Consider the following 26605-nt stretch of genomic DNA (forward strand, 5'->3'; position numbering starts at 1 on the left):
ATTTTTCGATGATCATACCTTATAAATTGTTATTTTCAGAACAAAATGATATTGTTATATTAAAACCGATATCGGTTACATTAAAATTTGGAGGTAAAATATGAAAAAAATATTGTTTACAGGATTGTTGGCAAGTTCAGCATTGTTTTTATTAGGAGGATGCGGATCAAGTAATACAAGCGATGCCAGCTCAAGTGCAGCAAATTCTTCTGAAAAAACAAGTGATGGAAGAAAAAATATTGATTTCTGGTCCTTTTGGGGGTCGGGCGCACGAAAAGAAGCCATCGAAGAAATCATTGAGGATTTCAACCAATCACAAGACGAGATCCATGTAAATTATAAGTATCAGCCATGGGGGGATATTTGGACCAAATCTTTATCTGCAATAACGGCTGGAAATGCACCTGATGTTATTGTACAGGACATAAATTCCGTTGCGCAAAGAGCAGAAGCACAGCAAGCAACCAATCTCTCTGAGTATGTAGATAAAGACACTTCTAAGGATTTTTATCCGCAGCTTTGGGATACAGTAGAATATAAAGGTGATCCTTATGCCATCCCATTCAATACAGATACACAAGTCATTTTTTATAATAAAAAGTTATTTAAAGAAGCTGGAATCAGCGAACAAGATCTACCGACAACTTGGGATGAATTAGAAGAAACAGCACGTAAACTAGATAAAAAAGAAGGAAAAGAGTTTACGCGTATCGGTTTTTATCCATTATGGAATTTAGGCGCGGATGTATGGGCACTAAACGCAGACAACGGGACTAGTTGGTTTGATAAGGACGAAAAAGTCAAGATTGATACTAAAAACAAAGTGGAAGCCTTGGAATGGATTCAAGACTGGCAGGATTATTATGGAAAAAATACAATCAACAAATTAGAAGCAGAATTTGGTTCTGGTGTGTCTGATCCATTTATTTCTGGATTAGTAGCCATGCGCGCCCAAAACATCAATTATTACTCTAGCTTGATGGAAAACGCACCGGATGATTTTGATTTTGGCGTGATGCAGCTTCCAGAAAAAGAGGAAGGTTCAGGTCATTGGTCATGGGGTGGCGGATTCGTCTTGGAAGTACCATACGGAGCAAAAGATCCTGAAGCCTCTTATGAATTCATCAAATATCTTTCTTCTCCAGAAGTACAAGAAAAATTCGGCGAAAAAAGTTTTGACATCATGGCAAGCAAGACAGCCAACGAGAATTTAGTGAATAATGACAACCTAACGGACAAAGGGAAAATGATCTATCAAATGGCGGACGAAAACTTTAAAAATACGGTGATCACACCAGTTCCTTTAGATGCACCGGATTATACGACATTAGTGAATGAACAGATCGACCAGATTCTTTTAGGAACAAAATCAGCAAAAGAAGGATTGGCAGATGCACAAAAAGCAGTAGAGAACTTAGTCAAGCAAAATCAATAATCCGTTTTTGACTGTCTAGGTAAAGAGGAGGCAAGAAAATTTGAAGCGTTTATCTATCCGAAAGAAAAAAGAAGCAAGATGGGCCTATTTATTTATCTCGCCTTTTATTATCGGTTTTTTAATCTTTATGCTAGGGCCTATGCTTTTTTCAGTTATTGGTAGTTTCACCGATTATAATTTGACATCCAAGATGAATTTCATTGGTCTAGCAAATTTCAAAAGAATGTTCGTTCATGACGATTTATTTTGGAAATCGTTATACAACACCGTTTATTTCGTCATCTTCAATGTACCGCTGACGACGATTTTCAGTGTGTTTTTAGCCACAGTACTCAATCAAAAAATCAAAGGAATCAGTGTATTCCGTACAGTTTTCTATTTACCGGCAGTCTTATCAGGAGTAGCAGTCTACATCTTATGGATGCAGCTGCTTTCTCCATCTGCAGGATTGATCAACACATTTCTGGGCTGGTTCCACATCTCTGGACCAGCTTGGTTGTTTGATCCACAATGGACGAAACCAGCGTTGATTTTGATGAAAATATGGAGCTCTGGAGGAGCAATGCTACTTTACTTAGCTACATTACAAAATGTTCCTAGATCTTTATATGAATCAGCAGAAATCGATGGAGCAGGCGTTTGGGGAAAGTTCAAAAGTATTACTTTGCCATTAATCACTCCTATTATTTTTTACGATGTGATCACCTCTACGATCGGTTCTTTCCAAATTTTTCAAGAAGCTTATGTCATGACGAAAAATGGAACAGGTGGACCTGCAAATTCCTTGCTTTTTTATAATCTGCATATGTGGAACAAGGCGTTCGTCGCTTTTGATATGGGGTATGCGATGGCTATGTCGATGATCCTATTTCTGATCGTTTTGGTTCTGACTTTTGTCAATTTGAAGCTTGCACCTAAATGGGTCTATTATTCTGGAGGTGACGGCAAATGATGGATTATTTTAAAAAGACCAGTGTGAATCGGCAATCAAAAAAAATGCTAAGCTATGTGCTTATGACGGTAATAGGAATTATTTTGCTCATTCCATTGCTTTGGATGGTATTTACTTCATTGAAACCAATGGAAGAAATCGTTCGTTATCCTCCGACCTTTTTCCCAGAAAAAATCGTATGGGAAAACTATCTGGATACGATTGCCGCATTTCCTTTTTGGCGCTATGCAAGAAATACATTATTCATCACTGTGCTAGTAGTGATTGGTAATGTCCTTTCGAATTCTTTTATTGCTTATGGATTTGCGAAGCTTGATTTTCCTGGGAAAAAGCTGATGTTTGCTTTGGTTCTTTCTACGATGATGATCCCAGGGTTTGTAACGATGATTCCTCAATATGTATTATTCTCCAAGATCGGCTGGGTAGGTACTTATTTGCCCCTGATCGTTCCATCGTTCTTCGGCAATGCGTTCAATATATTTCTGATGCGTCAATTTTACTTATCGATCAATAATGAATTGATCGAAGCTGCTGAAATCGACGGAGCGAATCATTTGTATATTTGGAGTCATTTGATGCTTCCATTGACGAAACCTGCTTTGATCACGATTGCAATCAATTCCTTCAATGCGGCTTGGAATGATTTCTTAGGTCCTCTTTTATATATCCAAGATCAAGAAAAATACACGTTGCAGATTGGCTTGCAAGTTTTTCAGAACCAAGCGACGACACAATGGAATTATCTGATGGCAGGAGCAACACTTGTCTTGATCCCGACGATCTTGCTGTTCTTTTTTGCACAACGTTATTTCATTGAAGGAATGGATTTGACAGGAGGATCAAAAGGATGATGAATCGGTCGATTGGTAAAAGAGCCAATGATTATTTCTTAGAAATCATTGAATGGATACCACGTCTTATCCAGTTACAGCTACTGTGGTTCCTGTGCGTCTTGCCTGTTTTCACATTGGGATCTGCAAGTCGAACAGTTCTGTATATGATTTATTATTACAAAAAAAATAAAGAGAAAAAGCTCAGTTCATTATACTGGAAGAAGTTCCGTGAGAATATTTCTCTTTATGGAAAGCAAGATAGTTTAGCAAGTAGTTATTTTCTTCTTTTATTCATCGATTATCGGATTTTCCATTATTGGGGTGGGAGAATTGGCTATACATTGATGTATACTACGTTGTTTTTGCTTCTATTAAGTGCGGTTCTTTTTAGTTACAAAATCTTGCTTCAACTGGAAAATCAAAAAGAAGTCTCTTGGATTGCAGCATTTTTCTTGTTTTTTAATGATTTTAAAAGTGCACTTTTTTATTTAGCAGGCACGTCGATACTTCTGATTGTATTATGGTTTGCAGGACCAATCTACCTTGCTTTATTAGGTTTTAGCTTCTTGTTTTATTTTCAAGTCCTGCTTTTTATCCATCGTAAGCAAGAAAAGGGTCTTAAAAAGGAGGAATAACATGCTGCGTTTGATTGCTAAAATCGATGATCGTATTATCAATAAGTTCGCTAAGCAACGAGAAACGGACAATCGGAAAATCAATTTCTTGAAATTTATCAGTAATATCTCTAATGGCGGTTTTATTTGGCTGCTCCTTGCTACGGTTTTAGTTTTGGTACCTGATACAAGAGAATATGGTCTAGCTATTCTTATAGGCAGTCTAATCTATTTTTTTGTTGGTCTACTTCTCATTAAAAAAACGACAAGGCGGAAACGACCCTATGAAAAAAATCGTCGGCTTATCCTTTACACAAGTAAACCGAAGACTTCTTCTTTTCCTTCAGGGCATACGGCACTTGCTTTTTTATCTGTAGCAGCGTTGTTCGAGTTAAGTCGTATTGCAGGAATATTAGCTTTTCTATTTGCTTGTTTGATCGCTTATTCAAGAATTTTTTTACTTTTACATTATCCTACTGATGTTTTAGGAGGAGCTATTTTAGGAAGTGTTATCGGCATCTTGTGTGCTGCCGTTATCTGAATCAATTGTATGAATAAAGCATGAGTGCGTAAATACGCATTCGTGCTTTATTTTTTTGTTTTTCAGGGAAACAGTCGGGGATTATTTACCTGTCTTAATAACTTAAGTTCTATTAAATGAGAACGTTATAAAACTTTATAATCTAATTTTAATAATAAATGTTGTATAATTGGTGTTTTTTAACTAAAATGGATATTATTTGATTTAAAGTTAAAATTAAATTAGATTATAATTAGATAGACGTTGTTTTTGGTGTTTGTTGTGAAAGAAGACACATGTTTTAGAAAGGAGTATAAGAATGTGAAAGGGGTAAAATTGAAGCTTTTGCAGTTAGCAGCTGTCAGTCTGCTATTTGGACCGTATTTCCAGTCTGTCTATCATATGACAGCATTGGATGTAGCTGCTGAGTCAACAGAAGTGAAGGAGGATGAGGTATTTCTAGATGAGGATTATGCAAAAATCGAAGGGAGGTATATCGAAAAAGAAGAAACGTTTGAATGGCATCTGGCTTTTGAAAAGAAAGAGAGTGCGAACGAAGGTAGAATACGTTTAGCAATCGATACAGCTGCTGCCGGTATTGGTACCGTAAAAAACGTTCGGGGAACAGGTCTCTCCTCTTACGATGAAGATGGAGAAGACTTAAAAGTCGAGACAATCGATGGTCAAGAATGGTATGTCGGAAAATTTTATTCAAAAGAAGCTGAGACCGGCACATTGGTTTTTGAAACAGAAAAGATTCCAGATGTGAATGAAGGGGAACTACCTCTTCAAGTGGTGGTCGATGAAAGAATAGCTAATCAAGAATTACAAGAAAATGAAACAGATACAGAGGATTCCGCTGAAAATCAACGTAGCGAAGAAAATGAAACGGAAGAGCTGGACACACCAATCGTGCCCAGCGGTCAAACACTCCAACGCATTCAACGCCGGTTATTCAACGGTATTTTAGAACGTCTTGGACCAACAGCTACGCAAGATCCATATGAATATATCTATCCTAGCGGAATAGCTGAAAACGATCAGCACCGCTATCCACGATTTACAACGAATGACTATACAAAAGTATTAGGAAATTGGTCACAAAGCAATGAACGCTATCAGGGAGAAAAAGGCTCACCATATGATGGAGAGAACTTGATCGATGATAGTGATTACACAATCGGGGGAGCGAACTGGCGAAATTATGACTATGCGGCTGATAATGGATCAACTGCAGGTGAAGAAGATGTAAATGTTCCGGCTCAAACCGTTCAGCTTTGGGGAGATGAACGGAATTTTGAAAACAGTTACTTGGATTATAACGGAGCGTATATCAAAAAATGGGTAGAACCTGTTCTATCAAACAACCCAACATCTGATCTACATCCTGAAGATGCAACGACACTTTATAACGTTTATCTAGATGTGATCGGAAGTGAGAAACAAGAAATCAGCCCGATCGATATCGTTTTTGTTCTAGATAAATCAGCCAGTATGAATGAGGGGACACTAGAAGGCGGAGGCCAGAGTAAAAATGCGGCACTGATAGAAGCAGTAAATGAAATTAGTGAAAATCTGCTATCCGACCCAAATATGGATATTCGGATCGGTATGGTGAATTTTTATCATAATAGTACAGTCATCAATAACCAGGAACAAATCAGTTCGGACATCTTTCCGTTGACAAATGACATCAATCGTTTAACGGGAAGTGAGAATACAGCACTAAATCGTACACCCATCGGAGGAACGCCGCTTACACTAGGACTTAAAAATGGCTATGAAACATTGTACGCGGATAATGGCGGAGAAAATAGAAATCCCGAAAAGATCCTGATCGTCGTAGGAGACGGAACACCCACCTTCAGTTATGCTCCAATTGAAAGAAGTAACAGACCAGATTTTACCAACTGGGCAGTTATGAATAATATGATCGCTCGAGATACAGGCGATTTATTTAAAAACTTTGAAACATATTCTGGAAATACATCAGGGGCAGGTTTTAGTTATCCTGTTGTCTATCCTTCAGAATTTAATCGTCCAGAAGATACGTGGGATTATAATTATCGTTACGGAGAAGTAAAAGAAGGTGATGATAAAGCGTTTCACTGGGTTGGTACTGGTGCTGCTAGCAATGGTACTACAGGAGAACCGGATACCCAAGAAAAATCATCTGCCATCAATACTGTTGCATATCATCATTGGCTGAAAAACAAGTACCAAGAGAACCCACCAAGTATTTTCTCCATTGGGTTAGGCATTGACGGAAGTGTTGCCGGCAGACAGCGGCTCGATGCAATTGGACGAAATGTATTAAAAAACATTGCTGATTTAAACGATGATGGCACAACACCGCGTTATTACGATGCGAACAACAAGAATGACATCATTACAGCCTTGGAGGACATCTCCTCTACTTTCAAGAAAACGATCCAACAAGCCACACTTTATGATGAAACTGGATTTAATGTTTCACCGTTTGGAGCTGGCAGATCGGCGGATATTCAGTTTTACCATCTAGATCCAGGAGAAAATGGCATGAAGTACCAAGAACCAGAAATATGGGATGTCACACGTCATGGGCAAGCATCGCCAGAAGTAGTGGCGACACCGACAACGTATGTCGGACGAGAAAATCAAGCCTATAAATTTTCTCCGATTTCTTTAGGTGAAGGGGAAATGGTCAGGATCAAGTATCAAGTAAAACTGGATACAGGTGCACAAGACGGGAATTTCTATGCTGTAAATAATCAGGCATATATCCAAAATCTGGAAGATTATGATAACGATATCACATTTGGTCGAATGTATTTCCCAACGTCCTCTATTCGTTATGAACACAAAGACCGTAATTTGCAAGTTAGCAAAACAGGGCAAAATGGGGAACCTTTAGCAGGAGTCGAATTTGCTCTATATGATCAGGACCCGGATAGCGGGGATGTGGAACCGATTGAAACGAGAACAACTACCAACGATGGACTCGCAATCTTTGAAACGAAGATCCCTGTGCTGGGGGATGAAACAGGTGCTGTCAGTGATATTTTCTGGATCAGAGAGATCGCTGGACCGCCACGTTATCAGTTAGTGGATGAGACGTATCAATTCCAAATCAAAAAATATAGTTCCAGCGGAGATACAGCGCTTGGTCACTATGAGTTGGTAGCAGCAAATACTTCAGGAGTAAGAGTTGGTGGAGAAGAAGGTAGCGATCCTGATTCTTATTATGAAGGCGAATACCACAAACTTTCAATTGTTCAAAATGTCAATGAGGACGAAACGGATTATGAAGACTTGTATGTCAAACTGGAAATGCGGAATGAATTCAAGCCAGTCCACATGAACATCAATAAATTCATTGAAGGAAGCACTACGCCAATCAATGGGGCAGAGTTTGAACTTTATCAAACCGATGGAAGCGGACTTGAAATTGGAACGCCGGTAGCTAAAGGAATCTCTGGTGCAAATGAAGCAGACGAAGAGAAAGGAATGCTCACGTTCTATTCAGTAAATGAAAATGGAGAATATTTGCTCGTGGAGGGTGAGAAAGTCATTCATCCTATTGGAGAACCAGATTCATTTATTCATACGGACAGTGAAGAAAATGCCAACTATGCAGAATACAAAATCGTTGAAAGTCAAAGCCCAGAAGGTTTCAAAGAACCTAGCGAAAACGACACATGGATCTTGCGACTTTACGACAATGAAACAGGCATCATCCAGCTTAGACGAACAGGTGAAGCAAATTGGCAATATCTTACCCATTCAACAGACGAAGAGGGCCGATTATGGGTGGCATTCACTGCTTACAATACGTTTGATTACCGGGAGATCCGGGTTAGAAAATTAGATCATGAAGGTAATCCTTTAGATGGTGCAGGTTTTGACATTAGGAAAATAGGAGATTCTTCCTTCCCGCTGTATCGAGCATACACAGGCAACCCATTAGAACCAGAAGAAACGAAACGTTTGTCTGGAATCGGTTACTTCTATCCTTATACGATCGGTGTAGAGAAGTACGTCGATTTAGAATACAGTCAACCACTCCGTTTGTCTATCGGTGAATATGAAGTTTCGGAATCTGTTGTACCAAATGGGTATCAATTGTCTGATCAAGTATTCCAGTTTGCACTGAATGAAGAAGGGAAATTTGTCATTGGAGAGACAGTCATCGAAGACGAAACTGATCCGTTACCGGAGGGTTATGACATCATCGATGGTGTATTACAAGTAACCTTAGAAGATGAACTAGCACCAATCGATCTGGAACTTTTGAAAGTTGACAGTATGAGTAGTCGACGTCTTGAAGGCGCAGAATTTTCAATTGAGAAACAAAATAGTGCAGGAGACTATGAACTCATCGACGGAGGCTTGGCACCAGATCCAAACGATTCTTCCCTATTCAATGCTTTGGATTTGACGGAAGGATTCTATCGGATCAAGGAAGTGAAGTCGCCGGACGGCTACAGGAAACTTCCAGGCTACTTTATTTTAGAAATTAGTTATCGAGAAGAACCAGAAGTGGAAAATGATCGGGTCGTTCCAGGAAAAGAAGCCGGGACACTAAAAGTTGAGATTTCTTATTATCCAAACGAAGAAGCAGAGACTCCTGATCTGCAGCAAGAATTAGAGTATGAACTTTTGGATACGAACCGAATCAGGCTACAGCTTAGTGTCGGGAATGATCCTGAAAATCCATTGCCTGCTACAGGGGGATCTGGACGATTATTCTATATCCTGATTGCTGCATTCTTCGTGGCACTTGCCGGTGCAGCCTATGGTTTGTATGTCAGACAATCTAAAAAGGAGGGGGCAAGGTAATGAAAAAGCTGTTGTGTTTGATGCTTCAATTACTTGTTTTACTGCCATTTGTAGCAGTCCTTCTTCCTCAAACGATGTCGGCAGAAGAATTAGGGGAAGACGTTGTGGAATTCGTATTGCATAAACGGATGATTCGAGATATCGATTATACCGACCAATTTGAATTCCATGAAAATGACGGTCTGGCTATCTCTGAGGAAGCGGGAAAAACAGCAGATATCATTTCGCAGACAGTTCCGCTAAATGGAGCGACATTCGCCGTTTACGATATGACCGATTATTATCATGACAAAAAAGCTGCTGAGAACATGACCTCTAGAGAATTCGTCCAGCAAATCGCTGAAACGAGCAGAAACAATATCCGTCAGTTAATCACAGAAGAAAGACTTGCTCAGGTTGGGGAATCGGTAACGACTGGAAAAGATACGGTTGGTGGATTAGGAGATGGGATTGCACGCATCCAAGTACCTAAGAAAAACCAAGATCGAGATGCAGTTTATTTGATTTTTGAAGAATCAATTGATCCGGAAATCGGGTTGAATGTGGATATCGATCAAACAGCGATCCCGATTGCTGCTGTTTTGCCAATCTATCATCCAACAGAACCAACCGAGGAACTGCAAGAAATCCATATCTATCCTAAAAATGTCGGTTATTTAAGAGATCCATACTTTTTCAAGTATGGACGACAAAGAGGAACAACTGAAAAAGGACGCCCCTTAGAAGGTGCTGTTTTTGCTCTGTATCAGATAATAGAAGGCGAAAAATATTATTTAGACATGGCTCCTGCGAATGACTTGAAAAATCAATGGATCAAACCAGCAAACAACGATCCTTTGAATGATAAAAATATAAGCAAATTCATTTCAGATAAAGACGGTCTAGTCACGACAGGTCAACGATTCTTGCCCTCTGGTACCTATTATTTTGAGGAATTGAAAAGTGTAGAAGGGTACGAAATGGACGAAGCAAGTAAGCAAATCGAGGTCATTGTCCCTGAATCTTGGGTGGATGCAGAAGGACAGCCGCAATATGTAATGGTCAATGGGCAGAAGATGGCTGAATTGGAATCCGGAAAAGTTCCAGCCTCTGCCTATGAATCAGCAACACCACGCGTGTATAACGAGACCATAAAAGAAACAACGGACAAACCGAAAGAACCAAGTGGACCAAGCAATCCAAATCAACCTGTGAAAGGGTCCGTATTTCCACAAACCAATGAAGCAAGAACATTGATTTCTTTGTTAGGAATCCTTTTGTTGTTAGGTGCTGTTTTATTAATAAAAAAAGAACGGGGAGAAAAAAATGAATAAAAAAATGATGACCATGGGGATGAGTGCGCTGTTGCTCGCAGCTGTAGGTTTAGGAAGTTTTGGAAATGGAAAATTAGTTCACGCTGAAGAAGTCACGGAAAAACCAAGTGAAGTGACAATCACATTACACAAAAAAGCATTCACGACTGTGCCTGAAGAACGACCGAACAGCGGGTTGATATCAGATGATTTTGGCAATGAAAATCTTCCAGGCGTCGATTTTGAAATGTTTGATGTTACAGATGTCTATTATAATTTGCTGAAAGATGACCCTAGAACAACTGACATAGATGATGATGGGTTAGAACCTGCTGCTGCGATTGCTTTAATCCAATCAGATCACACAGCAGCATGGTTTGTATCTTATGGTATCGAAAGTATAGATAAGCAGACGACTGGCGAAAATGGTGAAGCTGTTTTTGAAAAGGTACAGGTAACTGAAACAACGGGAGAATTAAGAGATAAAGTCTATCTCTTCTTAGAAACATATTCACCAGCTCATATTTCAAGAATCGCGTCTCCAATGGTTGTCATGATGCCAGTTATGATGCCAGATATTATTGGCGGTGTATGGGATGGAACCTCTTGGAAAGATACGTACAACACCGATGTACACTTGTATCCTAAAAATGAAATCCAAGATTCTTCCAAAGAAATGAATGTAGATGAAGCGGACGTTAGAACAGTGACGATTCGCAATGAAAATGGTGAAGAAACGATCCGATATGTTGACTTGGAAAAAGGAAAAACAGTTTCTTATACAATAACTGCACCGATTCCTTACTTTATTGATGAAATCAATGAGGACAATAGAACAGTCATCACGCATTTCACGATCACAGATACGCCAACAGAAGGTTTGAGTTATTTTGATCAGGATATCCTTGTACAAGCAGGAGATACAACACTGATAAAAGATACTGATTATACAGTAACAAAAGCGGGTAACGGTTTTGTCGTGGAGATCATTCTTGAAACAGGAGGTATACCGAACAGAGCAACGCTTGAAAAATTAGGGAATCATCGCGGCGGGGAATTAACTGTTACCTATGACTTACAAGTCAATGCAGTCATCAATGCAGACGAATTCCATAACAATACAGCGTTGATCGAAATCGGTAGAGGTGACGAGTATGACTACAACGAACGTCGCGTACCATCAGAAGAAGTAACGACTGGCGGGAGAAGATTTGAAAAGTTTGATGCTTCAAGTAATGCTTTACTAGACGGTGCAAGATTTGAATTGTGGAACGAAGAGAAAACTGCTTATGCTGTTTTCTATAAAGATGGCGTACGATTACCTATTTATGAGTCAGGTGCTGATGCAGAAGAAATCACAATCGATTGGATAAGTGATAATAGTGTAGAGGCAACAGAATTTGTCTCAAATGACCAAGGATACTTCGAAGTTGTTGGATTAGATTACGGAACATATTTCATGAAAGAAACAGTAGCACCAGAAGGATATGTTTTACCAACAGGTGAAGCAGCTTTCACAGAGTTCAATGTAGAACTTGGTAGCTATGATGATGAACTTGTGATTGTGGGCTATGAGTATCCAGGAGCAGCACGCGTACCAAACGTAAGACAAGGATTTCTTCCTTCTACTGGAGGAAACGGGATCTTAGCATTCTTGCTGATCGGTCTAAGTTTGATGATTGGGGCCTACAGCTGGTACCGTAAATCTAAAATGAAGTCTGAAGTATAAGCAACAAAAATAAGCTGCAGCAATCGTTTTTTATAAAGGTTGCTGCGGTTTTTTTAAATAAGAAGGTGAAGAAAATGAAAAAGAAAACAGAGAAAAGACCTCAAACAAAAATCAGTATATTATTACAATTATTCATGGCAGTGATGTTTTTTACAGGAGCTGCAGTTTTTACATATCCATTTTTAGCTGATGCTCTCAGCAATTATTTGGACCAAAGAAGGATCGAGAATTATCAAAAACAGCTTGCACGAGAGAAAGAAGAAAAAAATGAGCAACGATTAGCGGTACAAGAAAAGAAAAATCAGGCGCTTGCTCGTACGGCAGCCATCCCAGGAATGGGTCAAGTCAAAGATCCTTTTGAACAAGCGGTTAGAGATGTCCGAAATCCAGGAAAAGAATACTACGAACAACATATGATCGGAGCAATCTATATTCCGAAAATCAATGTTAGCTTGCCTTTATTCGATGAAACAAATGATCTTTTATTAGATAGAGGAGCGACAGTTCTACAAGGTACCTCTTTTCCAATTGGAGGAGAAAGTACACATTCCGTCATTACCGCCCATAGCGGTGTTGCTGAGAAAAAATTGTTTACAGATCTTGAAAAAATGGAGAAAAATGACCGTTTCTATCTTGAAGTATATGGTCGTATGCTCGCTTATGAAGTCGTTGAGAAAATCGTTGTCCTTCCAACAAAAACAGATACATTAGCAATCAGAGAAAAACAGGATCTGGTCACACTTATTACTTGCACACCTTATACTGTGAACACCCACAGGTTACTGGTGACAGGAAAGCGAGTCCCTTTTACAGAAGAAGCCTCTTCGAAGATGGAAAAGACAAAAAGATACCATCTTTATCGATTACTTGCGCTCTTACTAGGGGTATTGTTAATACTAACTCTTTTCGGTTATTGGGGTTATCGAAAATTTAAAAGATCTTAATTGTCAAATTAAGTTAGACAGATCATCAATACTTACGTAACTCAAAAATACTTCCAAAGGTGTTCGATAATCCAGTGATTTTCTAGGAATATTATTTCGTTTAGATGCGACAGATTGAATAAAAAATTCATCTACTGAATTGAAATCCATAGATTTCAATAAACCATCTCTACGTAACAATCCGTTAGAATTCTCGTTTAGGCCTCTTTGAGACGGCGTTCCTGGATCAGCGAAATAAATGGCAATATCATTGACATTACTGATCTGTTTCCAATTTGAAAATTCCTTTCCACAATCAAAAGTGATGGATTTGAATAGGTTTTTCGGTACAGATTCAAACCATTGATTTAATTTTTTTTCAATATCAATCGCTTGTCTACCACACGGTTTCAATGTGATGATAACTTTTGATAATCGTTCAACTAAGGTAATTACAGCACTTTTATGTTTCAGACCTACGATAGTGTCACCTTCAAGGTGACCAAACTCATTTGAGAATTGGCTATAATCCTTTTCACGTTCATGAATAGAGCGGCGGAAAGTTTGTTTTCCACGTCTTTCTTGATGTCCATTCGGTTTACGCTTGCCTTTCATCGGTAAGTCAGAAGAATCAAATAGCCCCTTTTTGAACATACGATAAATGGTACGAGCAGAACAACTAATAGGAAACGCTGCACGACCAACAATCACATCGGGTGTCCATCCTTGAACAACCTTTCTTTGAATATATTCTGATTGTTCCTCGGGTAAAACAAGCGGACGTCTACCACAGTTTGATTTGTTTTTCTTATACTGTTGATAATATTCTAAGGCTGATTTTCCTTGCTTGAAGAACAGATATACTTTATGGATCGTTTGTCTTGAACGATTCAAGCAATGGGCAGTTTTAGCAACAGATTGATTAATTTTGAAATAAGACTCTATTATTACAAGTTCATCCGTTGTAAGATGGGTATAGGTCATTTGTACTCACTCCTTATAATTCTTTGGTCGGAACTATTTTGAGTGTAGCACAAATGACTTTTTTAGTTGTCTAGCTTAATTTTACAATCGGCGAGACAAAAACAACCAAAGAAAAATAACAGATGATAGACCAATTATTAAGAATAACATAATAAATTTCAGCTGCTTGGAAGAGACAAAAGCGATTAAATCGCCTATTTTCAGTTTTTTTTAACGTTTTCTAAAATGACATTTTACAGGTAAGCCAACTTGTTTCACAAAGGCTTCTTTGATATTGTAGAAGCAAGAAGAAAGATGGAGGGATTTTTTATGGCAAAAATCATGGTAGTCGAGGATGAAGAAATCATTCGACAATTGATTATGGAAGAACTTGAGAAATGGCAATTCGAAACCTTTGGAACGACCGACTTCAACCAAGTATTTTCAGACTTTGAAAGAGAAGAACCACAGCTTGTATTGCTAGACATCAATCTTCCTGTTTTGGATGGGTATTATTGGTGTCAAAAAATACGTGAAGTATCGAAAGTACCGATCATTTTTATCTCCAGCAGGAATACGAATATGGACATGATCATGGCCATGAACATGGGAGCAGATGATTTTGTGACAAAGCCTTTCCAAATCGATGTACTGATTGCCAAAATCAATGCGTTGCTTCGCCGTTCTTATAATTACACAGAATTATCCAGTGAAATGATGAGCCATAATGGTATTACGTTGAATGTCGACAACGGAAGTATGGAGATCAATGGAGAGATCATTGATTTGAGCAAAAATGAATACCGCCTGCTATTTATTTTGATGAAACACAACGGAAAGATCTTAAGCCGTGAAAAATTGCTGCGAGCACTTTGGGATGACGAGCGGTTTGTAGATGACAATACATTGACAGTGAACATCAATCGGTTACGCCGAAAAATCGAACAGGCAGGTATCCAAGGCTATATCGAAACAAAAGTAGGACAGGGATATATCGTTCCCTGAAAGGATGATCGGTTAAGATGAATTTCTTTAAATATTTGAAAGATCAGTGGACATTAATCTTGGGATGGCTGTTTTTTATTGCCTTAACGATCTTTGTGATGTGGCTAGCCCCAAATATCAAAGTGGATTTGAGCACGATTGCTTATTTAGCTTTGATTGAGGGCGTCTTTCTGATTTTTTATCTGCTAGGTGGCTACTTGAGCAAAAGAAGATGGTGGGGGAAGTTAGCTGACATACAAAAAACATCTCCTTTGCAAAATTATTTGAGTGGCGGGCGGACAGAAGAAGAAAAACTGGTGGAAGAATATATCAATCAGCTGATTCGCGAACATCAAGAAGTGATGCAATCAGCAATCAGCAATCAACAAGACCAAAAAGATTATATTGACTCATGGGTCCATGAGATCAAAGTACCACTTTCCGCTTCCAAGTTACTGGTTCGTTCGATCGAGTTCGATATTGACGATCAAAAGTATACCTTACTCGAAAATGAATTATCAAAAATCGACGAATACGTAGAGCAAGTCTTGTATTATGCAAGACTCGACAGTTTCTCGCGGGACTATCTCATCCAAGAGTATGGATTGAAAGGAATCATCCAGCCTGTGATACGCAGTCAGGCCAATTATTTTATCCAAAAAAATCTTCGCTACGAAATCATTGGTGAGGATCATACTGTTTTGACTGATGCTAAATGGGTCGCTTTTATCTTCAACCAACTGCTTAGCAATGCCATCAAATATACGCCGGATCACGGAAATATCATGGTGAGAATAAAAAAGGAAGCGCAAGGAGTCAGTCTTTCTGTTAAAGATTCAGGAATCGGTATCCCGGAGGAAGATTTGAAACGAATCTTTGATAAGGGATTTACTGGAAGAAATGGACGACTTAGTAAAACGCATTCAACAGGATTAGGCCTGTATTTGGCAAAAAATCTGGCAGAAAAATTAGGTATCCAATTGACGGCTGAATCAACTGAAGGAAAAGGGACGACAATGACTTTATTTTTCCCAATCTTAAATTTTTATAATGAAAAACGTTAGAAAATCGTTAGAAACGAAAAAAAACGCTTGTGTTGTTAACGTTTTCGCTGATAAGTTTCTTATCATGTGAAATAAAAGGAGATTGGTTATGGAAATTTTAATAGCATTAGTCCCTATGTTGGCATGGGGTAGTATTGGTTTAGTAAGTGGTAAAATTGGTGGCGATGCCAATCAACAAACACTAGGAATGACGATTGGTGCATTTCTGTTTTCTTTAGTTGTCTTTTTCGTTGTTAGTCCTGTAATCACCCCTTGGATTTTCTTGATCGGATTTTTATCTGGCTTAGCTTGGAGTGTTGGACAAAATGGACAATTCCATGGAATGAAGTACATGGGTGTTTCTGTAGGGTTACCATTGTCTACTGGTTTTCAATTAATTTTGAATACGATTGCGGGAGCCGTTTTCTTCCAAGAATGGACACAAACGAAAGATTATGTATACGGTATTATTGCTTTAGCTCTTCTTGTAAGCGGTGCGTATTTGACGGCACGACAAGATGACGAAGGAAAAATAGATACAGATAATAAAATGCTTGATTTTGGTAAGGGCTTTAGAGCATTGATCTTCTCTACGATTGGTTATGGCGTATATACGATCATTGTCAACTGGGCGAATTTGGATGCGATGTCAATTATCTTACCTCAAAGTATCGGAATGATCTTAGGCGCAAGCTTCTTTGCCTTCCGTAAAGTTAAAGTAGATCAATTTGTATGGAAAAACATGATCTGTGGATTATTATGGGGCTTAGGTAATATCTGTATGCTTCTTACAGTCAAATCCCTTGGTTTAGCTGTTGGATTCTCACTTTCACAAATGGGGATCATTATTTCTACTTTAGGTGGGATTTTCATCCTTGGCGAAAGAAAAACGAAAAAAGAGCTCATTTATGTTATTGTTGGTTGCCTTTTAGTCATTTTAGGTGGTATCCTTTTAGGGTACATGAAAACAGTTTAATCACTGTTTTCCAACCTAAAATGGGGAGGAACTTCAATGGATTTGTTTCGTAAGAAAGAGATCAATCTCAATCATACGAGTGAGATGAAAAAAGAACTAAAAACGTCTGATTTGATCATGCTTGGAATTGGCGCGATCATCGGTACGGGAATATTTGTGGTGACAGGGGTTGCGGCCAATCAAAATGCTGGTCCAGCACTGTCACTTTCATTTGTCTTAGCTGCAATCGTTGTCATTTTGTCTGGACTGAGTTTCGCAGAGTTTGCTTCGCGAGTGCCAGTGATCGGTGGGCCATATGTCTATCTGTATGTTGTCTTTGGTGAATTTGCTGCCTGGTTGACAGGGTGGTTGTTGATCGGGGAATTTTTGCTAGCAGTTTCCTCTGTGGCTTCCGGCTGGTCTGGCTATATGCAAGGTTTCTTGAAAAGCTTAGGGGCCGAACTTCCACAAGCATTAACTGGCGGGTACAATCCGGAAAATGGTACATACATTGACTTGATTGCGGTGCTCGTAGTGATATTCGTCACTTACATCGTGTCGCTTGAAGCCAAGAAAGCATTACGTTTGAATAATGTCATGGTATATGTCAAATTTGGTATCATCGCGATGTTTATCATTGTAGGGATATTTTTCGTTAAGCCTGATAATTGGCAGCCATTCATGCCTTTTGGTTTTTCCGGTGTGCTAGATGGTGCAGCTCTTGTTTTTTTTGCTTTCTTGGGATTTGATGCTGTTGCAATGGCAGCTGAGGAAGTCAAAAATCCACAAAAAGACGTACCAAGAGGGATTATTGGTTCGATACTGATCGCTACGGTCCTTTACATTATCGTGACGCTGATTTTGACAGGAATCGTTCCTTATACTGAACTAGGCGTTAATGATCCAGTGGCCTTTGCCATGAGGTATGTAGGACATGGGACAGTTGGCGCAGTGATCGCTGTAGGGGCAATCTTGACGTTGCTGACGGTGACGATCTCGATGATGTATTCACTCGCTCGTTTGTTGTTTGCTGTCAGCAAGGATGGTTTGCTGCCTAAATTTATGACAGAAATCGATCAAAAGCATCGTACACCGAAAAAAGCGACTTATGCCGCTGGTGTGGCAGCCATATTCTTTGCCGGATTTTTCCCATTGAATGTATTAGCGGAACTAACGAATATCATGGCGCTTGCCTATTTGATGCTAGTTAGTCTAGGCTTACTGAAGTTAAGAAAAATGTTTGGCAAACCAAAAGCAGGAGAATTCAAAGTGCCATTCGTTCCTATCTTGCCAATCGTCTCGATCTTGACTTGTATCGTCTTGATGCTTCGTCTGCAAACGGTGACTTGGATCGTGTTCGGTATCGTAATGGTTATTGGACTGATCATTTATTTTGGCTATGGCTATGGACACAGCAAGATGAACGAGAAATAGACTCCAATGGAGAAGTTAGAAGAAAGATAAGAAAAACGCCCACCAACAGTGTAATAAACTGTTGATGGGCGTTTGTTTTAGTAACGAACGAAAAATGGTCTATTGGGTTAAATCCAAAAGTTTTTGTTTCAGATCTTCTTCCATGTGTCCAAGTTCTACTTCTGCATGACGACGTTTTTCTTTTCCTTCTTTTTGGATACGCAAAGTTTCTTGGATCGTTTCGATCAAATCGTTTTGTGTAGTTTGCAGGGTCTCAATATCCACGATTCCGCGTTCGTTTTCTTTCGCTGTTTCGATGGCTGAGATTTTCAGCATCTCTGAATTTTTCTTCAATAAGTCGTTTGTTGTTTCAGAGACTTGGCGTTGAGCGGTCACTGCATCTTTTTGACGAAGCAAAGTCAATGCGATCACGACTTGGTTTTTCCACAGCGGAATGGCTGTAGCGATAGATGCTTGGATCTTTTCAGCTAAGGCTTGATTCGTGTTTTGAATCAAGCGGATTTGTGGGGCTTGCTGAATCGTGATCTGTCTAGCTAGGCGAAGGTCATGTGTACGTTTATCCAGACGATCTAGGAATTGTGTATAATCGTTGGCAATCTGGACATCCATCTGGTCACCAGTTTCTTCTGCTTTTTTCATTGCTTCTGGAATGATCGTTGATTGAAGTTCTTCCATTTTCAATTCTCCAGCAGCAATATAAATATTCAATGCATCAAAGTAGTCTTTGTTTTTTTGGTAAAGCTGTTCTAACATCAGATTATCTTTTAATAGTCCGTCTTTTTCTTTATCTAATTTCACTGAGATCTTGTCGATTTGTGCACCAATTTTTTGATATTTTGCTGTCACTTCATAAATCGATTGTTTGACCTTACCGAAGACACGTTGGAAGATATTTCCTTCTCCGGCACGCAGTTCGTCAGGGTTGGCTTCTTGGAGACGGTACATTAGTTCAGTCAACGAATCTCCGACTGGGCCAATATCTTGAGCTTGTACGTGATTCAACATTGATTGTGAGAACTCACTTAATTTCGCTTGAGCAGCTGAGCCATAGCTGGTGACAGACTGTGCATCATTGGCATCGATTTTTGCTGCCAGCTGTTTTGCTTGTTCTTGACGTTCCGCCGGTAGTTTGTCAATTAAGCGAGCAGCTGTCTGCTGCTCTTGGAGCTGATCAATCTCCGCTTGTTGTGAAGTGGTCAGCGTATCTGTTGGGGTTGAAAACGGGTTGTTCAATAAGTCTTCAAGTGTATCGTTAACTGGTGTGACATCTTTTGTTTCAGTCGGTTTATGATCCATAAAAAATTCCTCCTTGTCGAATCTGTTCTCGATTCTTACATGAATATCTCTACTTTAGAAAAAGTACTCGAAACAACCAGACATCATCTGAATGTTCCGAGTCTTTTTTATGAACAAAAGAGTTACTCTTTTTGTTCTGGTTCATGTTTATTATCACGCTTTAAGCTTTGTTTCGCAACAGATATCTCTACGTCGATGTCGTCTAGGTCATCAGCGACGAATTTTTGATAATCTTGTGCGATCAAAGCTGACAGCTGGTCGATGATCTGCGCGCTTTCTTCTAGCTTTTCATAGGTCTGTTTGTTTTTGATCTCATGGTCATTGATCTCATTATACTTATTTGTCAAATCAACTAGATTCGGCAGATGCGTATAAAGAAACTGACTTGCTTCATGCAGTCGGTTTGGTTCTTTCACCAATTCTTTGAATAAAGCTTTTGCTGCTTTGACTGGGTCATGGCGGAGATCGATTGCTTTAAGTTTGGCTGTCTGCTGCATATTCATTTGCAATTGATTGATCTCATTTTTTGTTTGATTCATTGTTTGTCGAAAAAATGAGATTTCATTCGCTGTCATACCGTTTTTTTCATAGTGAGTTTCAAGTTCGTCAGTCAGTGCAGGAATTTCTTCTTGTTTTCCCTTTTTCCTGCGCGAACCGAAGAGCCCCCACAAAACTAAAACTACGCCTATCAATAATAGTCCTAGAACAAAAGAAAAACCATTGTTTCGGACAAAGAGAAACAGCAAGACCAGTGCTAGAAGCCACGGCCAATTTCGTTTTATCATAATAAGCCCTCCAAGTCATTTATCATTGAGTATTGAATTCTTTCCGTTATTCGATTACATTCTTATTTTAGCATACTGACTACTAGAAAGAGTATCGGACTAAAGAAGGATTTTCTATATTTAGAGAAAATCTAAGGTTTATCTATGGTAAACTAATAGGGAGTTTTCGAGAAAAATTGAAAAATGAAAAAAAAGCAGTTATGATTACAAAGAAAGCAGGAGAAGATATGCTGAACAATGAGCAATTTGAAGAAAAAACAATCAGTCGCAAAGAAATCTATAGCGGGAAAATTATCTATGTTGCTGTAGATGAAGTTCGTTTACCAGACGGAGGAACTTCGAAGAGGGAACTGGTATTTCATCCTGGCGGTGTTGGGATCATTGCTTTTGATGAACATGACCGCCTGCTCCTTGTCAAACAGTTTCGAAAGCCTTTAGAAAAAGTGATCTTGGAGATCCCAGCTGGAAAAATCGATCCAGGAGAAGGAAAAAATCCTGAAATGACTGCAGCCAGAGAATTAGAAGAAGAAACCGGCTATCGTGCGAAGTCGCTGAGCCATCTTATTTCGATGTATCTTTCACCAGGTTTTGCAAATGAAGTCCTTCATATTTATCATGCACAAGGAGTAGAGAAGGTCGAGAATCCTTTAGCTCAAGATGAAGACGAAGTACTGGAGCTGTATCATCTAACTCTTGAAGAGGCACAACAAGCGATGAAAGATCAGTTGATTTGTGATGCAAAGACGATTTATGCGATTCAATACTGGGAATTATTGACCAAAGGAAAGTAGAGGGATCGGCTTATGGCCAAAGGACCGCTTATTACGCGAAGCGAACTTCGCAAGCGACAACAAGCACAAGCAAGCGAGTCATTAAAAAAACAGCGAAAAGCAGAAACAGCTTATCAGCAAGAAGAAAAAAAGATTGCCAGCTTTTATCGTAAAGAAAGCAAAAAGAATAAACCAATCACGAAAACAAGGATCAGTGAACGAGAAAAGACGACCAAATGGAACTCTTTTTTGATGAAATCTCTTATTATTGTTATCCTAATGTTATGTGTGGTTTTTTTAGCAATCGCATTTATATAGAAAGAAGGAATTAAAAAGATGAAAATCGGTATTATCGGCGCAATGGAAGAAGAAGTAAAAATTTTGAGAGAGAACCTAAGCGAACCATTATCATGGGAACGCGCAGGCGCTTTATTTATTTCAGGTTCATTAGGTAACCACGAAGTGATCGTCGTACGTTCCGGTATAGGAAAAGTCTTAGCATCTATTACCACAAGTCTGTTGATCCAACAATACGGCGTGAACATGGTGATCAATACAGGTTCAGCTGGCGGGATCGGTGAAGGTTTACAAGTAGGCGACATTGTTATATCAGACAAAGTAGCTTACTTTGATGCAGATGCAACAGGATTTGGCTACAAACCAGGTCAATTACCAGGAATGCCTCTATATTATGAAGCAAGCACATATTTGCGCAGTGAAATGGCTAAAGCAGCAAAAGCAACGGATTTGAATGCAAAAGAAGGATTGATCGTTACAGGCGATACATTTGTCGACTCTCCAGATAAAATCAAAGAAATCTTAACGAATTTCCCTGAAGCTTTAGCTTGTGAAATGGAAGGAGCCGCTGTTGGACAGACGGCCCGTCAGTTCAATATCCCATTTTTGATCGTACGTGCAATGAGTGACACAGCAGATCACTCGGCGACACAAAGCTTTGACGAATTTATCGAAGACGCAGGCAAGCGATCAGCAGAAATGGTGATCGAATTTGTCAAACATCTCGTATAAGGAGGACTAAGATGAACGCATTGATTTCGATTGACTATACCTATGATTTTGTTGCAGAGGATGGAAAGCTGACGACTGGTGCAGCAGGTCAAGCAATTGAAAAAAAGCTGACTGCCCACACAAAAAAGTTTATGGAGCAAAAGGATTTTGTCATTTTTGCCATTGATGCACATGATCCAAAAGATTCTTTCCATCCAGAGAACCGCTTATTTCCTCCGCATAATGTGATAGGAACGAGTGGACGGGAATTGTACGGCTCTTTAAAAAATTTGTACCAAGAGCATGAGCAGCAGGAAAATGTTTATTGGATAGACAAACGGCATTATTCCGCTTTTAGTGGAACAGATCTAGACATTCGTTTGCGAGAACGTCAGATCACAGATGTTTATTTGTCCGGCGTGTGTACAGATATTTGTGTGTTGCATACAGCAGTTGATGCGTATAATCTAGGATACAAACTCCATATTTTCAAAGATGCCGTGGCAAGTTTTGATCCTGTCGGACACGAATGGGCATTGAGACATTTTGAATCCGCGTTAGGTGCAGAGATTCTATAAAAAACAAAACTTTTTTTAAAATAAAAATCAAAAAATAATAAAAGAAGAGCGTAAAACGAATTACATTGTTTTGCGCTCTTCTTTTATTTGTTATTTTTTATCAAAAATATAATTTCAACTATAATAAATCCCTTTATTATTAACAACTAAAGTTATATTTTTCTTTTTATAAAATATCACTTATTATAATTTTGTTTTTTATTGACAGCAAAAATAAATTAGGTAATACTTTAGGTAAACGCTTTCTAACTTGTTTCAGGAGGGATGGACTTGATAAAAAAACGAATAAAATACAGTGCACTAATGATGAATATCCTCATGCTTAGTACCTCGATTTTGACTTCTGTCGTTGAAGTTGCTGCTAACGAACAGACTGTGAACGAACAAAATGCACACGTGAACAGCAAAGAAACGTCAATATTGGAGGAAGAATCAACGGCTAGTGAAGAGAAGGATGTGGAAGAAGGAAATGATCCTATGATAAAAGAATCAGAAAATGAAAAGGAAGAAAAGCAATCTGATGAAGTTCCTGAAGAGTGGAAAGGGGTAGTTTTCGGAGAAAGCACAAGTGCCAGTAGATATGCGATTGAACCATTAGAAGACGGCGTGCGGCTTTCTTCCACGAATAACGGTGGGAAATTCCAGTCAAGCGGATCAGATGGAATGACCTATTATTATCAAGCCATTCCGAAAGATACCAATTTTAGGATACGGGCGACGATTGAAATAGAATCTTGGACCTATACGAATGCTCAAGAAGGATTTGCTTTGATGGTGAGAGACACAGTGCCAAAAGATCATTTGTTTGGGCAAGCATTTTATTCGAATTCATTTGCTATACTGGGCAGTCGGATCGAATATGTCTGGGACTCGGATAGACAAGAAGTGGTCAACACGAACGGCAGTAAATATACGATGCGACTTGGATTGGGGACACGGGCAATCACAGGGATATCATCTGAAGATCCTCAAGCCGCACCTGCTCCTGGGAGTGTCTCAGTGGAAACAACGCCTTTAGAGACTTCAGCAGGGCTCTTAGAAAAAGAAGCAGGTTCTTATAATATATTCGGAAACGGTCATGGGAATCTGTTTCCGGCTACGGATTCGATTACTAAACTAGATGTAGAGATGAAAAAAACGAACACTGGTTTAGAGGCATATTATTACGATCCTGAAACAGGGGAAGAACTAGCTTCTAACATCATGTATGACTGGGAAAAGCTATATGCTTCCGATGAATCGGTTATCTATGCAGGATTTGCTGCAGCAAGGAATATGACGATCAAGGTAGAAGGAATCGAAGTGGCTTACTCAGATCCTGCGACAGATCCTCCTGGACAAGAAAGGCCCACTCGCTTGATTGATCCGATTTACACTGTGACCTCTAGTAATCATTCAGGAAACCAAGACCATACTATGTCCTTTAGAGCAAATGCTGACGGATTATTAACAATCAAAAATCAAGCAACAGGAGAGGTACTTGAGAACGCGAAAGACTTGGCAATCACTGCAAATCGGGAATTTGATTATCAGACAAAACTGATGGAAGGAACGAACGAATTTACTTTCAGTTTTACGCCAGATAAAAACTATCCGCCAGAAGAATACGTAGAGATGGCTAGTTATGAAACAAAGGAGATCCTGCATACAGTTGACTACCATAAACCTAAATACTCGACAGTTTATGTAACACCGGAAGGGTCAGATACAGGAAGCGGAAGCAGACAAAATCCGTTATCTCTGACGCAAGCATTGAGATACGCATATGCTGGGCAGACAATCGTCCTGGCTCCTGGAACTTATTCCTTTGAAAGAGGATTAACGATTCCAAAAGGAGTTAACGGGACTAGAGAAAACCCGATTCAATTGATTGCAGAGAAAAATCAAGAAAACAAGCGACCTGTACTTGATTTTAAAGGAACTGGAAATGGGATGACACTGTTTAGTCACTACTGGGTTTTACGTGGGTTTGACGTTACAAATAGTGCTGCTATGCAAAAAGGATTGCAGATTTCTGGAAACCATAATTTGATTGAAGAGATCCATGCTTATCGGAATGGAAATACAGGAATCCAAATCAGTGGTAGCTCAAATGATCCTTTCGAAGCATGGCCAGCGCATAACTTAGTCAAGAACTGTACATCTTTTGAAAATGCTGACCCGGGATTTGAAGATGCCGATGGATTTGCGGCCAAACTGACAACAGGAGAAGGGAATGTATTTGACGGTTGTATCGCTTATCATAATGCAGATGATGGTTGGGATCTTTTTGCTAAAAATGAAACAGGTTCGATCGGGAAAGTAGTCATCAAAAACTCAGTTGCTTATCGAAACGGTTGGGTACCGGGAGTTGAAGGAGAAGGGAACGGCAATGGATTCAAAATGGGTGGTTCCTCTTTATCGGGCCCTCATGAATTGATCAATAGTTTGTCTTTCGAAAATCTTGCGAAAGGAATCGATTCCAATAGTGGAACAGATATTATCGTCAATAGTAGTACAAGCTTCAACAATGGTTCCTATAATGTGGCTCTTTATACCTCTTCGGCAGGAAACACAGACTTCCATGCTTCTGGTATCTTATCTTTCCGAACAGAAAATCTTGAGATGAGAGAGCAGATCCGCCCATTGAATCAAAACGAAGATCAAATCTATCACTCGTTGAACTACTATTGGAATGAACGAGAGAAACAATCAGAAAATACTCTTGGACATACCGTATCAAAAGATTGGATCGAATCTCTAAATACACATTCGCAAGAAGGACAGCAGCCTGTTACGCGCTATGCGAATGGAAGCATCCATGTCCATGGATTGATGCAAATCAAACCGGAGAATCGTCAAACAGAAAAGGGAAGAGTAGATGGTCTTCCACTATCTGTAGGTGCTACTTTTGACGGAGAAACCTCACCGTCTTCGGAGTATCCAGAATATGCAATCGTACAAGAACCAAATCAGACAAAACCAAACGAACAAAATAATCCAATCATTATCCAAGAGGCAAATGGTGTGACGGAGAATGCAGAAGGAAATATCATCGAACTGAAGCCTTTTACAGTATCTGTGTCAACATTCACACCAAATCAAGGAACACCTGTCTTTGAAGATATGCGTTATTTCCCAGAAAAGATCCAAATCGTTGAAACACAGTCAAGTGCTCAATTTTCTAATCATACCGCTATTTTTTCAGCACCCTCAAAAGGAGAATATACGCTAGAAGTCACTTATCGTTCGGAAATATTTGATGGTGAAAAATGGGTTGCTCGTACAGAACCTGTTACCCAGCAAAAAGCGATCACAGTGCGAGAAGCTGTCAGTGTGCCACCAGGAACTGATGAACCAGAAGGGGAAAATCCAGGGAATGGATCGCCAAATGAAAAACCTTCTGATCCAGATGGGGCAGCAAAAGAAAGGGAAAAAGATGGCGCTCAAGGACTTCCACAAACGGGAGAGTCTAATAGCCCGTTGTTAGCAGTAGCTGGAGGAATTTTGTTAATCGGTGTAGCTGCTTATGTCATGAAACAGCGAAAAAAATAAACGCACTGTATCCTTTTGATAAGGTAGAACAATTAGTTGAGGAAAGTAAAAAAAGAAGGAAGTGAGACGTCCATTCGTTCCACTTCCTTCTATCATTTTTATAGATGAGATCCCACTTGCTGTGTTTGTTTGGCTGTTC

The 26605-nt window shown here is 39.3% G+C and carries 21 protein-coding genes; 18 read left to right on the top strand and 3 right to left on the bottom strand.

Features of this window, described 5'->3' with window-relative positions; genetic code table 11:
- The first annotated feature begins 100 nt into the window (after window positions 1-100).
- The 9 genes from AC1F25_RS00310 (at window position 101) to AC1F25_RS00350 (ending at window position 13137) form a co-directional block, all read left to right on the top strand.
- Window positions 101-1435 carry an ABC transporter substrate-binding protein gene (locus AC1F25_RS00310; protein WP_002345370.1) on the top strand — a complete coding sequence of 445 codons (1335 nt, stop codon included), beginning with the start codon at window positions 101-103 and terminating at the stop codon, window positions 1433-1435.
- A 40-nt stretch (window positions 1436-1475) separates the two neighbouring features.
- Window positions 1476-2387 carry a carbohydrate ABC transporter permease gene (locus tag AC1F25_RS00315; protein ID WP_151668663.1) on the top strand — a complete coding sequence of 304 codons (912 nt, stop codon included), beginning with the start codon at window positions 1476-1478 and terminating at the stop codon, window positions 2385-2387.
- A complete protein-coding gene (locus AC1F25_RS00320) occupies window positions 2384-3238 on the top strand; it encodes a carbohydrate ABC transporter permease (RefSeq protein ID WP_002308183.1) in 855 nt (284 codons plus the stop codon). The genes AC1F25_RS00315 and AC1F25_RS00320 overlap by 4 nt, the downstream gene beginning before the upstream one ends.
- Window positions 3235-3855 (top strand): hypothetical protein, encoded by a 621-nt coding sequence (locus AC1F25_RS00325; protein WP_479994156.1) that lies wholly within the window; start codon window positions 3235-3237, stop codon window positions 3853-3855. The genes AC1F25_RS00320 and AC1F25_RS00325 overlap by 4 nt, the downstream gene beginning before the upstream one ends.
- Window position 3856: 1 nt before the next feature.
- Complete coding sequence (locus tag AC1F25_RS00330; protein WP_002312039.1) at window positions 3857-4375, top strand: phosphatase PAP2 family protein; 519 nt, start codon at window positions 3857-3859, stop codon at window positions 4373-4375.
- Between the two features lie 300 nt (window positions 4376-4675).
- Complete coding sequence (locus AC1F25_RS00335; RefSeq protein ID WP_479994157.1) at window positions 4676-9172, top strand: SpaA isopeptide-forming pilin-related protein; 4497 nt, start codon at window positions 4676-4678, stop codon at window positions 9170-9172.
- Entirely contained in the window at window positions 9172-10485 is a 1314-nt protein-coding gene (locus AC1F25_RS00340; protein ID WP_151668666.1) for a pilin N-terminal domain-containing protein, read from the top strand. Before AC1F25_RS00335 ends, AC1F25_RS00340 begins: the two co-directional genes overlap by 1 nt.
- Window positions 10478-12193, top strand: a complete 1716-nt coding sequence (locus AC1F25_RS00345) for a SpaH/EbpB family LPXTG-anchored major pilin (RefSeq protein WP_172757286.1) — start codon at window positions 10478-10480, stop codon at window positions 12191-12193. Before AC1F25_RS00340 ends, AC1F25_RS00345 begins: the two co-directional genes overlap by 8 nt.
- Window positions 12194-12267: 74 nt before the next feature.
- A complete protein-coding gene (locus AC1F25_RS00350) occupies window positions 12268-13137 on the top strand; it encodes a class C sortase (protein WP_479994158.1) in 870 nt (289 codons plus the stop codon).
- A 3-nt stretch (window positions 13138-13140) separates the two neighbouring features.
- Here the strand turns inward: AC1F25_RS00350 and AC1F25_RS00355 are convergent, their stop codons facing one another.
- Window positions 13141-14100, bottom strand: a complete 960-nt coding sequence (locus AC1F25_RS00355) for an IS30 family transposase (protein ID WP_002336308.1) — start codon at window positions 14098-14100, stop codon at window positions 13141-13143.
- A gap of 309 nt (window positions 14101-14409) precedes the next feature.
- Between AC1F25_RS00355 and sapR the strand changes: the two genes are divergently transcribed.
- The 4 genes from sapR to AC1F25_RS00375 all read left to right on the top strand — a co-directional run bounded on the left by sapR (window position 14410) and on the right by AC1F25_RS00375 (window position 18495).
- Window positions 14410-15084, top strand: a complete 675-nt coding sequence (sapR, locus tag AC1F25_RS00360) for a two-component system response regulator SapR (RefSeq protein ID WP_002291233.1) — start codon at window positions 14410-14412, stop codon at window positions 15082-15084.
- 17 nt (window positions 15085-15101) lie between these two features.
- A complete protein-coding gene (gene sapS / locus AC1F25_RS00365; protein WP_479994159.1) occupies window positions 15102-16127 on the top strand; it encodes a two-component system sensor histidine kinase SapS in 1026 nt (341 codons plus the stop codon).
- A gap of 88 nt (window positions 16128-16215) precedes the next feature.
- Window positions 16216-17082 carry a GRP family sugar transporter gene (locus AC1F25_RS00370; RefSeq protein WP_002291228.1) on the top strand — a complete coding sequence of 289 codons (867 nt, stop codon included), beginning with the start codon at window positions 16216-16218 and terminating at the stop codon, window positions 17080-17082.
- A 36-nt stretch (window positions 17083-17118) separates the two neighbouring features.
- Window positions 17119-18495 (top strand): amino acid permease, encoded by a 1377-nt coding sequence (locus tag AC1F25_RS00375; protein ID WP_479994160.1) that lies wholly within the window; start codon window positions 17119-17121, stop codon window positions 18493-18495.
- A gap of 99 nt (window positions 18496-18594) precedes the next feature.
- On the opposite strand, the gene AC1F25_RS00380 is transcribed toward AC1F25_RS00375, so the two are convergent.
- Together AC1F25_RS00380 and AC1F25_RS00385 are read right to left on the bottom strand one after the other, a co-directional pair.
- A complete protein-coding gene (locus AC1F25_RS00380; RefSeq protein ID WP_002313359.1) occupies window positions 18595-19791 on the bottom strand; it encodes a toxic anion resistance protein in 1197 nt (398 codons plus the stop codon).
- Between the two features lie 122 nt (window positions 19792-19913).
- Window positions 19914-20576 carry a 5-bromo-4-chloroindolyl phosphate hydrolysis family protein gene (locus tag AC1F25_RS00385; RefSeq protein WP_002308198.1) on the bottom strand — a complete coding sequence of 221 codons (663 nt, stop codon included), beginning with the start codon at window positions 20574-20576 and terminating at the stop codon, window positions 19914-19916.
- Between the two features lie 227 nt (window positions 20577-20803).
- Between AC1F25_RS00385 and AC1F25_RS00390 the strand changes: the two genes are divergently transcribed.
- The 5 genes from AC1F25_RS00390 (at window position 20804) to AC1F25_RS00410 (ending at window position 26466) form a co-directional block, all read left to right on the top strand.
- A complete protein-coding gene (locus AC1F25_RS00390; protein WP_151668673.1) occupies window positions 20804-21367 on the top strand; it encodes an NUDIX hydrolase in 564 nt (187 codons plus the stop codon).
- 12 nt (window positions 21368-21379) lie between these two features.
- Window positions 21380-21664, top strand: a complete 285-nt coding sequence (gene macP / locus AC1F25_RS00395; protein WP_002286760.1) for a cell wall synthase accessory phosphoprotein MacP — start codon at window positions 21380-21382, stop codon at window positions 21662-21664.
- An 18-nt stretch (window positions 21665-21682) separates the two neighbouring features.
- A complete protein-coding gene (locus tag AC1F25_RS00400; protein ID WP_002308200.1) occupies window positions 21683-22375 on the top strand; it encodes a 5'-methylthioadenosine/adenosylhomocysteine nucleosidase in 693 nt (230 codons plus the stop codon).
- 11 nt (window positions 22376-22386) lie between these two features.
- Window positions 22387-22932: a cysteine hydrolase family protein gene (locus tag AC1F25_RS00405; protein ID WP_002308201.1), complete on the top strand. Its 546-nt coding sequence runs from the start codon at window positions 22387-22389 to the stop codon at window positions 22930-22932.
- 270 nt (window positions 22933-23202) lie between these two features.
- Window positions 23203-26466, top strand: a complete 3264-nt coding sequence (locus AC1F25_RS00410; protein WP_413158921.1) for a right-handed parallel beta-helix repeat-containing protein — start codon at window positions 23203-23205, stop codon at window positions 26464-26466.
- The last annotated feature ends 139 nt before the right edge of the window (window positions 26467-26605 follow it).

The sequence above is a fragment of the Enterococcus sp. M-BR2 genome (assembly GCF_056612775.1).